This window comes from Sinomonas sp. ASV486 (assembly GCF_030908215.1).
Lineage (GTDB): Bacteria > Actinomycetota > Actinomycetes > Actinomycetales > Micrococcaceae > Sinomonas > Sinomonas puerhi.
The window spans coordinates 97,589-109,584 of record NZ_JAVFJK010000015.1 but is presented as its reverse complement, the minus strand read 5'-3'; the positions used below and the strand labels follow the sequence as shown (position 1 = coordinate 109,584).

Below are 11,996 nucleotides of genomic sequence, written 5' to 3'. Positions count from 1 at the left end.
TTCCCTGGGGTTTGTTGTCTGGGGACCGTATGGTGGACGCGTAGCATGGTTCCGTTTCCGCACCCGGGCCGCCCCGTGTGTGGGGTGGTGGGTGTGGTGTGTTGAGGTTGTCGGCCTATTAGTACCGGTCGGCTTCGACAGTCTTCAGTCCTGTCTTCCACGTCCGGCCTATCAACCCAGTGGTCTGCTGGGGGCCTCTCCCACCTTGCGGTGGATGGAGATCTCATCTTGAAGCGGGCTTCCCGCTTAGATGCTTTCAGCGGTTATCCCATCCGAACGTAGCCAACCAGCCGTGCACCTGGCGGTACAACTGGCACACCAGAGGTTCGTCCGTCCCGGTCCTCTCGTACTGAGGACAGCCCTTCTCAGATCTCCTGCGCGCGCAGCGGATAGGGACCGAACTGTCTCACGACGTTCTAAACCCAGCTCGCGTACCGCTTTAATGGGCGAACAGCCCAACCCTTGGGACCTACTCCAGCCCCAGGATGCGACGAGCCGACATCGAGGTGCCAAACCATGCCGTCGATATGGACTCTTGGGCAAGATCAGCCTGTTATCCCCGAGGTACCTTTTATCCGTTGAGCGACGGCCCTTCCACGAGGTGCCGCCGGATCACTAGTCCCGACTTTCGTCCCTGCTCGACATGTCTGTCTCACAGTCAAGCCCCCTTGTGCACTTGCACTCGCCACCTGGTTGCCGACCAGGCTGAGGGGACCTTTGGGCGCCTCCGTTACTCTTTGGGAGGCAACCGCCCCAGTTAAACTACCCGTCAGGCACTGTCCCTGGCCCGGATCACGGGCCGAGGTTCAGGTGTCCAAAGCGACCAGAGTGGTATTTCAACGATGACTCCACGGGCACTGGCGTGCCCCCTTCACAGTCTCCCACCTATCCTACACAAGCCGCTCCGAACACCAATACCAAACTATAGTGAAGGTCTCGGGGTCTTTCCGTCCTGCTGCGCGTAACGAGCATCTTTACTCGTAGTGCAATTTCGCCGAGTTCACGGTCGAGACAGCGGGGAAGTCGTTACTCCATTCGTGCAGGTCGGAACTTACCCGACAAGGAATTTCGCTACCTTAGGATGGTTATAGTTACCACCGCCGTTTACTGGGGCTTGAATTCTCCGCTTCGCCTCGCGGCTGACGGGTCCTCTTAACCTTCCAGCACCGGGCAGGAGTCAGTCCGTATACATCGTCTTGCGACTTCGCACGGACCTGTGTTTTTAGTAAACAGTCGCTTCCCCCTGGTCTCTGCGACCCAGGCCCCTTCCCCGCAGCGCGTGCGGATGTGGGCCCGGGTCCCCCTTCTCCCGAAGTTACGGGGGCATTTTGCCGAGTTCCTTGACCGTGATTCTCTCGATCGCCTTGGTATTCTCTACCTGATCACCTGTGTCGGTTTGGGGTACGGGCGGCTGGGACCTCGCGTCGATGCTTTTCTAGGCAGCATAGGATCACCCGATCCCCCCGTGAGGGGGTCCCGTCGGATCTCAGGCTTCGTGCGCGGCGGATTTGCCGGCCGCGCGCCCTACATCCTTGGACCAGGTCTACCATCGCCTGGCCGGGCTGCCTTCCTGCGTCACACCTGTTAATACGCTTGCCTCGCAGCTCTGGTCCCCGCGCTCCCCCCACAGTGCGCCTCCCGAAGGAGGCACGGCGTGGGGCTCGGGCGGTCAGCATCGGCTGTCCGGCATGGGCGGTCCTTCGCCGGTACGGGAATATCGACCCGTTGTCCATCGACTACGCCTGTCGGCCTCGCCTTAGGTCCCGACTTACCCAGGGCAGATGAGCTTGACCCTGGAACCCTTGATCATCCGGCGGACGGGTTTCCCACCCGTCTTTCGCTACTCATGCCTGCATTCTCACTCGTGCGGCCTCCACCCCTGGATCACTCCGGGGCTTCACTGCCCGCACGACGCTCCCCTACCCAGCCCCACCCCTGAACCATGACGGCTTGGGTATCGTGGGACTGCCACGGCTTCGGCGGTGTGCTTGAGCCCCGCTACATTGTCGGCGCGGAATCACTTGACCAGTGAGCTATTACGCACTCTTTCAAGGGTGGCTGCTTCTAAGCCAACCTCCTGGTTGTCTTCGCAACTCCACATCCTTTCCCACTTAGCACACGCTTGGGGGCCTTAACCGGTGGTCTGGGCTGTTTCCCTCTCGACTACGAAGCTTATCCCCCGCAGTCTCACTGCTGCGCTCTCACTTGCCGGCATTCGGAGTTTGGCTGACGTCAGTAACCTTGTGGGGCCCATCGGCCATCCAGTAGCTCTACCTCCGGCAAGAAACACGCAACGCTGCACCTAAATGCATTTCGGGGAGAACCAGCTATCACGGAGTTTGATTGGCCTTTCACCCCTACCCACAGCTCATCCCCTCCATTTTCAACTGAAGTGGGTTCGGTCCTCCACGACGTCTTACCGTCGCTTCAACCTGGCCATGGGTAGATCACTCCGCTTCGGGTCCAGACCACGCCACTGAACGCCCTGTTCAGACTCGCTTTCGCTACGGCTCCCCCACACGGGTTAACCTCGCGACGTGGCACTGACTCGCAGGCTCATTCTTCAAAAGGCACGCCATCACGGGAGCAAGCCCGCTCTGACGGTTTGTAGGCGCACGGTTTCAGGTACTGTTTCACTCCCCTCCCGGGGTACTTTTCACCTTTCCCTCACGGTACTAGTCCGCTATCGGTCATCGGGTAGTATTCAGGCTTATCAGGTGGTCCTGACAGATTCACACGGGATTCCTCGGGCCCCGTGCTACTTGGGGACACTCGCAAGGGCGGCAGCTGGCATTGCGGCTACGGGACTCACACCCTCTCCGGCCGGCCGTTCAAGACCGTTCGCCTACACCACTGCACCACACCCCCGACCGCCGGCAGACAGTCGAAGCAAGGCCCCACAACCCCATGCGCGCAACCCCTGCCGGGTATCACACACGCACGGTTTGGCCCCATCCGCGTTCGCTCGCCACTACTGACGGAATCACTGTTGTTTTCTCTTCCTGCGGGTACTGAGATGTTTCACTTCCCCGCGTTCCCTCCACACCGTCTATGCGTTCAACGGCGGGTCACCGCATCAAGTGCGGCGGGGTTCCCCCATTCGGAGACCCTGGGATCAAAGTCCGGTTATCGACTCCCCCAGGCCTATCGCGGATTCCCACGTCCTTCATCGGCTCCCGATGCCAAGGCATCCACCGTGCGCCCTTGGAAACTTCAACACGCAAAGAAACCAAGGACACACACACACGCCACAAACGGCGCGCACGCTGTCCTACAGCAAAAAAATAAATCGTCTCAAAGACGAAATTGCTAGATGCTCGCGTCCACTATACAGTTCTCAAACAACAACCCCCACAACCCCCACACACCGCCGGAGGCGGCAGACAGGGGAAGGCGGGCACCACACACCCCCCACACCCGGCACCCCGCCCCCACCAGCCACCCCACAACAAAGGGGGGGAAGGAGAGGACGGCAAGGGCCGTGAAGGAGGGCGCGGGGACTGCTGTCCCAGGACCCAACAGTGTGCCAAGGACCCCACCCCTGCGCAACAGCACCCCCGGCGTTCCAGCACCAGCCCCCCCAAGGGGGCCGGAGCGTACTTGCCCGGGGCACCGCGCACAGGGCACGGGCCACGAATCCTGCCGATGTTCCACCCATGAGCACCCGCCGCACCACGAACGGGCACGAAACGGGCTCTCGCCTGGCACCACCGGCACCAGCCCATGCAGGCCGGCACCGAACAGCGCGAGGGGCTCCTTAGAAAGGAGGTGATCCAGCCGCACCTTCCGGTACGGCTACCTTGTTACGACTTAGTCCCAATCGCCAGTCCCACCTTCGACGGCTCCCCCCCACAAGGGGTTGGGCCACCGGCTTCGGGTGTTACCGACTTTCGTGACTTGACGGGCGGTGTGTACAAGGCCCGGGAACGTATTCACCGCAGCGTTGCTGATCTGCGATTACTAGCGACTCCGACTTCATGGGGTCGAGTTGCAGACCCCAATCCGAACTGAGACCGGCTTTCTGGGATTGGCTCCACCTCACAGTATCGCAACCCTTTGTACCGGCCATTGTAGCATGCGTGAAGCCCAAGACATAAGGGGCATGATGATTTGACGTCGTCCCCACCTTCCTCCGAGTTGACCCCGGCAGTCTCCCATGAGTCCCCACCCGAAGTGCTGGCAACATGGAACGAGGGTTGCGCTCGTTGCGGGACTTAACCCAACATCTCACGACACGAGCTGACGACAACCATGCACCACCTGTGAACCGGCCCCGAAGGGAAGCCCCATCTCTGGGACCGTCCGGCACATGTCAAGCCTTGGTAAGGTTCTTCGCGTTGCATCGAATTAATCCGCATGCTCCGCCGCTTGTGCGGGCCCCCGTCAATTCCTTTGAGTTTTAGCCTTGCGGCCGTACTCCCCAGGCGGGGCACTTAATGCGTTAGCTGCGGCGCGGAAACCGTGGAATGGCCCCCACACCTAGTGCCCAACGTTTACGGCATGGACTACCAGGGTATCTAATCCTGTTCGCTCCCCATGCTTTCGCTCCTCAGCGTCAGTAACAGCCCAGAGACCTGCCTTCGCCATCGGTGTTCCTCCTGATATCTGCGCATTTCACCGCTACACCAGGAATTCCAGTCTCCCCTACTGCACTCCAGCCTGCCCGTACCCACTGCAGACCCGGGGTTGAGCCCCGGGCTTTCACAGCAGACGCGACAAGCCGCCTACGAGCTCTTTACGCCCAATAATTCCGGATAACGCTCGCGCCCTACGTATTACCGCGGCTGCTGGCACGTAGTTAGCCGGCGCTTCTTCTGCAGGTACCGTCACTCGCGCTTCTTCCCTGCTGAAAGGGGTTTACAACCCGAAGGCCGTCATCCCCCACGCGGCGTCGCTGCATCAGGCTTCCGCCCATTGTGCAATATTCCCCACTGCTGCCTCCCGTAGGAGTCTGGGCCGTGTCTCAGTCCCAGTGTGGCCGGTCACCCTCTCAGGCCGGCTACCCGTCGTCGCCTTGGTAGGCCATCACCCCACCAACAAGCTGATAGGCCGCGAGCCCATCCAAGACCGCACAAGGCTTTCCACCCCCCACCATGCGGCAAAGGGGTCATATCCGGTATTAGACCCAGTTTCCCAGGCTTATCCCAGAGTCAAGGGCAGGTTGCTCACGTGTTACTCACCCGTTCGCCACTAATCAGCCCAGCAAGCTGGGCATCATCGTTCGACTTGCATGTGTTAAGCACGCCGCCAGCGTTCATCCTGAGCCAGGATCAAACTCTCCGTCAAAAACAACGCCGACCCGGCACCCCAGGAAAATAAGGCAGCCAGGCCGACAGAAAATGATCCGGCATCAACACCCGGCACCACACCACAGGGGCGGCACAGCACCGGGCAAAAGACACCAAAAAAACGGCATCAACAAAACTTGGCACACTATTGAGTTCTCAAACAACAGGCCCCCAGGTAACGCGCTAGGCCATTTCAGCCGCGCACTTCCCTGAAGCACGATCCACAACTTTACCGATTTCCGACCGCAGAAGCAAATCCGCGTTTTATCCGAAACCTGCCCCGAGGCGCTGCAGAAGCGCCGGAATTCCGGCGATCCGAGCATTTCTCGGCTAAGTTGTTGGGGATTCTGTCCCCGCCCTGCGGCGGCGACTCGGACTACATTACCCCCTGCTCCGCGTGCGTGCAAGTTGACCTCACCGGTGCCCGGCCGGCCGTACCAAGTGGGCGCAAGGGGCGGGGGCGCGGTCAGTCTTCGGCGTCGAGTGACCAGCTGCGCAGGCGTCGCAGGAGTGTGCGCTTCTTGCTCATGTGCGCCTGCATCCGCGTGAGGATCCCCGCGAGGAAGCCGATGGCTTCGACAATGAAGGGTCCCTTGTTGAGCATGACGCATTCGGCCCGGTCGGCCATCGCGGCGTCAGTCACCTCTGCACGACTCGGAAGCCCAGTCCGCGCCATGGTGTCCAGGACCTGGGTGGCCCAGATGACAGGCACGTGCGCGGCCTCGCAGATCCACAGGATCTGTTCTTGAACCTCGGCCAGGCGCTCAAAGCCTGCCTCGACGGCGAGGTCGCCTCTCGCAATCATCACGCCGAGGTCCGGCGTCTGCATGGCTGCGAGGAGGATCTGGGGAAGGTTCTCGAAGGCCTCGACGGTCTCGATCTTCAGCACGATACCGAGGTCCTGACGGCCGCGGGCCCGCACGGCGTCGAGGAGCGCGATCACGTCCCCCGCGGTGCGGACGAATGAGGCATTGACCATGTCCGCGTGGCGAACCACGTGATCCAGCGCGGCAAGATCGTCCGTCGTGAGGGCGCGCACGCTCAGTTCGCTGTCCGGGAAGTTGATGCCCTTTTCGGCACGCAGACGCACGCCGTTGACGCCGGCAGTGAGCACATCAACCGTCATCGCCTCGGCGGTGACGGTGCGGACGACGCCGCCGATCTTGCCATCATCGAGCCACACCCGATCGCCCGGCCGGACGTCGTCGAAGGCCTGCGGAAGGGAGCAGCCGATGCGGTGGGGTCCACCGGGGACCACGGGACCCGGCTCCATGGATCGCGTGAGCACGACCTGCTCCCCCGCCCGCACAAGATGGGCGCCGGGCAGTGCAGGAATCGTCCCAATGCGGGCCGAGCGGTGACCATGGCTCCGCAGACGGAGGCCAGTGGCGAAGTAGACGGTCTTGTGCGTCATGGCCTCTACCCACCCGTCGCGTCCGTGGACCACCGACAGGCGCCTGCGCGCACCACTCGCGTCGATGAGGCTGACCGAACCGCCCGTTCGCAGGGAAGCGAGCCAGTCCGCGTCGTCGATCGGTAGGCGCGGGAGGCCCTCGGGCACGTCGACGCCGCCCTGCGCGGCAGGCACCAGCGCGAGGCGGGACGGCTCGACGACGACGCCTGTCGCCGAGCGCTTCGGCCGGACCTTCAGCACTTCGGGACCCGGGGCCACCGGGCCCGTGCGCAGCTTGGGCCCGGCGAGGTCCATGGAGATGCGGCAGTCCCCGCCCCCGGCTGCGGTCCGGACATTCGCTGCCATCGCTGCCCAGGCCCGCGGGCCGTCGTGGGCACAGTTGATCCGGGCGACATCCATGCCTGCGTCCATCATGCGCGCCACAAGGCCCGCGTCCGTCGCCGCCTCGGACGGGAAGGTGACCATGATGCGCGAGACTCGATGCCCGGGCTGGGGGCCGAGAAGGGAGGCAGCGTTGGCATCAAGCCGGCGTGGGCCCGCGGTCAGGTCCGGGCGGCGCTGTATCGGCACGTCGCGCCGGCCGCACAGGAGCGCGAGCGCGATGGACACTGCTTCGAGGTTGGCCTCGACACGTGCTTCAATACGGCCCATCGAGGAGAGGCCGAACGACGCGAGGCGCATCTGGAGGTCTCTGATGTCGCGGCCTCTCAGGGCGACGTACTGGACGAGGTTGGCGGCGCTGTCCCGGTGGCGCGGGTGTACCGAGGCGATCACGGACGCATGCGCTGCTTCGGCTGCGCGCGCCACGCCCAGAAGCCCGAGGACCTCGTCGAGCAGGAGGCCGAGTTCTGAGAGGATCTCGGGTGACAGGCGTGGAGCGGGCCCGTCCGAGGCCGTCGAAGGCCCCGAGTCGCCTTCCTGCACCCGCTCGGTCATGTGTCTACCATGCCACGCAGCCTCCGTCTTGGAGGACGGAGGCTGCTGATGTGAGCAAGAGTTCATCTGCCGGTCACCCGGCAGGCGGCCTCAGCCCTCGAGGACAGCGGTCGCGAGGTTCTTCTTGCCCCGGCGGACGAGGAAGTACTTCCCATGCAGGGCATCCTCAGCGGCGACGATCGCCTCTGGGTCAGTGATCTTCGCATTGTTCACGTAGGCGCCGCCTTCGCCCACGGTGCGACGCGCGGCGGACTTGCTCTCAGCGAGGCCCGTGGCGACCAGAAGCTCGACTATTCCGAGCTGCGCTGGGGTCACGGCCGCCGTCGTGAGCTCTGCGGTCGCGGCGGAGAGCGTGCCCTCGTCGAGGACGTCGAGGTCGCCGTTGCCGAAGAGTGCGGCCGAGGCTGCGATGACCTTTTCCGTTGCCTCGACGCCGTGCACGAGGGATGTCACCTCGAATGCGAGACGACGCTGCGCCTCTCGGGCGAAGGGACGTTCCCTGACGGCGGTCTCAAGCTCCTCGATCTCGGCGCGCGTGAGGAACGTGAAGACCTTGAGCCGGTCGACCACATCGGCGTCCGTGGCGTTGAGCCAGAACTGGTAGAACGAGTACGGCGAGCACATCGCGGCGTCGAGCCAGATGGCGTTGCCTTCGCTCTTTCCGAACTTGGTGCCATCGGAGTTCGTGATGAGCGGTGTGCCGAGCGCGTGGACGGTCTTCCCCTCGACCTTGCGGATCAGCTCGGTGCCGCTCGTGAGGTTGCCCCACTGGTCGGAGCCGCCTGTCTCGAGCACGCAGCCGTACTGGCGGTACAGCTCGAGGTAGTCCATGCCCTGGAGGATCTGGTAGCTGAATTCAGTGTACGAGATACCCTCGTCCGAGTTCAGCCGCGAGGCCACGGCGTCCTTCCTCAGCATCGTTCCGACGCGGAAGTGCTTGCCGACCTCGCGGAGGAAGTCGATCGCGGACATCGGCGCGGTCCAGTCGAGATTGTTCACGATCCGGGCGGTGTTCTCGCCCTCGAACGAGAGGAAACGGCTCACTTGAGCCCTCAGGTAGCCGACCCATTCGGCAACCGTGTCCTTCGTATTGAGGGTGCGCTCCGCCGTGGGGCGGGGATCGCCGATGAGCCCAGTGGAGCCGCCGACGAGTCCGAGCGGCCTGTGGCCCGCGAGCTGGAGCCTACGCAGCACGAGGAGCTGGACCAGATTGCCGAGGTGGAGGCTCGGGGCAGTCGGGTCGAAGCCGCAGTAATAGGTGATCGGGTCTCCAGCGAGAAGCTCCTCGAGCTCCGTCTCGTCCGTCGAGACGTGGACGAGTCCACGCCACACGAGTTCCTGCCAGATGTTGGGGAAGCTCGGATCGTTCTTCTGGGCGTCGAGGATTGCTGTCTGCGGCACGGCTTCTACGGTATCAGTCACGCGCCCGCCGCCACCTGCCCGATCCCGGCGGGGAGGGGCCCCTCGGAGATCAGTCTGAGGCGCTGTGTGGGGCGCGTCATCGCCACGTACAGGTCACCCACCTTGCCGTGCTCATGGTCCAGCAGGGCCGATGGTTCGAGGACCACGACGACGTCGAACTCGAGGCCCTTCGCCTCCCGGGGATCGAGCACCACGATGTCCTGCTCGAAGCTTCCGGCGCCGCCGCCCACGCGCTTCCCGTACGCCGCGCGGAGGGCCTCGCGGGCCGTGCGCACGAGGGGACCGTTCGCGATGACGGCGACCAGTCCGCCGTCGGCCGCCTCGAGCTCTCCCGGGAGCACCTCGAGGAGGCGCCGGACCACAGCGCTGCTGCCGTCGCCGTGCCCGGCAGTGCCGTCCGCGGCGGGGGTCACGCGTTCGACGATCGGATCCCAGCGGCCCTCGCGAACGGCCTTGGGTGTCGACACGACGAGTCCGGCGGCAGCCGCCATGCGCGTCGCGGCCTCCGTGATCTGGCTCGGCGTGCGGTAGTTGACGGTGAGCTCCTCAAGCGTCCAGCGGTCGCCGAAGAACGGACGCAGTGCCCTCCCCCACGACGACGCTCCGGCCGCCGCGGACGTCTGGGCGATGTCGCCCACGATCGTGAAGGACTTGACCGGGCAGCGGCGCACGAGCAGGCGCCACTGCATGTAGGACAGTTCCTGCGCCTCGTCGACGATGATGTGCCCGTACGCCCAGGTGCGGTCGCCGACGGCGCGCTCGGCCGCCGTCATGCGCGTTTCCTGCTCCTGCTGGAACGCGACCAGTTCCTCCGCACCCACCACTCCGTCGATGCCCTGGTCGCGCAGGGAAGCGTCGATGTTCGCGAGGGTTTGCTGGGCGTTCTCGAGGTCCCGGCGACGCTCCGACTCGCGCCGGGCCGCCTCGTGCCCTGTGCTGGCGTCAAGCTCGCCGAGGAGCTCAGCGGCCTCATCGAGGAGCGGGACGTCCGCCTCGGTCCAGGGCGCATCGACGGGGCGGCGCAGGAGCTCGCGCTCCTCTTCGGTGAAGCCGGCCGCCACAGAGTCCAGGATGCTGCGCCGGCCGAAGAGCTCCGAGACGAGCTTCTCCGCCGTCATCGGCATCCAGCACAGGTTCACGGCGACGCGCACGTCGCGGGACTGGCGTACGTCCTCGGCAAGGTAGGACCGATCGGTCGTGTTGCCCGAGCCGCTCGCCTCGACCTTTGACTGGAGCTGCTCCGTGAGCTCGCGCAGCAGGATCTTGACGAACGTGTTGCGCGCCTCGTTGTACGGCTTGCCGGTTGCCCGGGCCTTGTCCCGGGCGCGCCGCACCTGGCGGGGCGAGAGGAGGATCTTGTATCCCTCGACGTCGAGGATGCGCTCGGTGGCCGGGATGCGCTGCCGGTTCGCGACGGCGGCCGCGATGAGACCCACCATGCGCTGGCTGCCCTTGAGTGCGGCGACGCGTGCGTCCGTCTCGGGGACGCCGGTGATCCCGGGCATGAGGCGGCCGACGCTCGACATGACAACACCGGTCTCGCCGAGCGAGGGCAGGACCCGCTCGATGTACTTCATGAAGGACGACGACGGGCCCACGAGCAGCACACCGGCGCTCTTGAGGCGGTCGCGGTGCGAGTACAGAAGGTAGGCGGCCCGATGGAGGGCGACGGCGGTCTTGCCGGTGCCCGGTCCGCCCTGGACCACGAGGGCCCCGGACATAGGTGCGCGGATGATCCGGTCCTGCTCGGCCTGGATCGTGCTCACGATATCCGCCATGCGGCCCGTGCGCTTCGAGTTCAGCGCCGCGAGCAGCGCACCCTCGCCCTGATGGTGCGCCCCGCCGTCGGCGAGCATCTCCGCATCGAGGACGTCGTCCTCGATGGCCTTCACATCCCGGCCCTGCAGAATCAGGTGCCGGCGGCGCCGCACCCCTTGGCGGTCGAACGCCGTGGCCTGGTAGAAGTGGCTCGCCTCGGGGGCGCGCCAATCCACCATGAGACGGCGCAGATCCTCCGTGCTGAGCCCGATGCGCCCGATGTACTGGGACTCGCCGCCGTCGAGGTCGAGCCGGCCGAAGACCAGCCGGTCCTCGACGGCATCGAGCTGGGCGAGCCGGTCCTCATACATCGCAGCGAACGCGTCACGCTCCGAAATGTTCTGGATCGAGCCGATCGCGCCGGCTTTCCGGACCGCCGCGAGCTGAGTGCGCTTTTCCTCGCGCAGTTCGTCGAGTCTCGTGTAGAGACCCTTGACGTAGACCCGTTCATGGGCGAGATCGGCGTCGAGCATCCTTGCCTTCCCCTGTCAGAAAAGATTGACCGTCCATTCTACAGCGATTCCGGTGAACAGACGGAAACCCTGCAGGGAACACGACAGTGGATCAGGCGCCGACGCACTGGAGCGAGTGGATCTCCTGCCCCGCGAGCGCAGCCCGACCCCCGAGCCCGTCGAGTTCGAGCACGACCCCGACGCCGACCACGGTCCCTCCGCTGCGGTTGACGAGCCGCACCGCCGCACCCACCGTGCCGCCCGTGGCGAGGACATCATCCAGGACCAGGACCCGTGCGCCCTGCGGGATATCGGTCGTGTGGACCTCGAGGGCGGCTGTGCCGTATTCGAGGGCGTATTCCTCGGTGAAGGTGGTGCGGGGAAGCTTGCCGGCCTTGCGGACCGTCAGGACGCCGGTGCCAGCCGCGTAGGCGGCCGCAGCGGCCAGGAGGAACCCGCGCGCCTCGATCCCGGCCACGAGGTCGAACCGGCCGAGGAAGGGAGCGATGATCGCGTCCACGATGGTCCGGAACCCCTCCGGATCCGCGAAGACGGGGGTGAGGTCCTTGAACGTGATCCCCGGTTTGGGATAGTCCGGCACCGTGGCGCACAACCGGTCCAGAACGTCCTCCACAGCCTGCTTCTCGGGTGCTGGGGTGCCCGCTC

4 protein-coding genes and 2 rRNA genes are annotated in these 11,996 nt (G+C 64.7%); all 6 read right to left on the bottom strand.

Features of this window, described 5'->3' with window-relative positions:
* Positions 1-98: 98 nt before the first annotated feature.
* Positions 99-3,218: ribosomal RNA gene (locus RBS60_RS18610) — 23S ribosomal RNA — on the bottom strand.
* 543 nt (positions 3,219-3,761) lie between these two features.
* Positions 3,762-5,286 (bottom strand): 16S ribosomal RNA (locus RBS60_RS18605).
* Together the 16S and 23S rRNA genes form the textbook arrangement of a ribosomal RNA operon.
* 468 nt (positions 5,287-5,754) lie before the next feature.
* Positions 5,755-7,638: a pyruvate kinase gene (locus tag RBS60_RS18600; RefSeq protein ID WP_307959027.1), complete on the bottom strand. Its 1,884-nt coding sequence runs from the start codon at positions 7,636-7,638 to the stop codon at positions 5,755-5,757.
* Positions 7,639-7,728: 90 nt separating this feature from the next.
* Complete coding sequence (gene tyrS, locus RBS60_RS18595; RefSeq protein ID WP_307959026.1) at positions 7,729-9,039, bottom strand: tyrosine--tRNA ligase; 1,311 nt, start codon at positions 9,037-9,039, stop codon at positions 7,729-7,731.
* Positions 9,040-9,056: 17 nt separating this feature from the next.
* Positions 9,057-11,351, bottom strand: coding sequence for an AAA family ATPase (locus RBS60_RS18590; RefSeq protein WP_307959025.1), 2,295 nt, complete (start codon positions 11,349-11,351; stop codon positions 9,057-9,059).
* Positions 11,352-11,442: 91 nt separating this feature from the next.
* The gene (locus tag RBS60_RS18585) at positions 11,443-11,964 is read right to left on the bottom strand and encodes an adenine phosphoribosyltransferase (RefSeq protein ID WP_307959039.1); all 522 of its coding nucleotides are present in this window, start codon (positions 11,962-11,964) and stop codon (positions 11,443-11,445) included.
* Positions 11,965-11,996 lie beyond the last annotated feature (32 nt).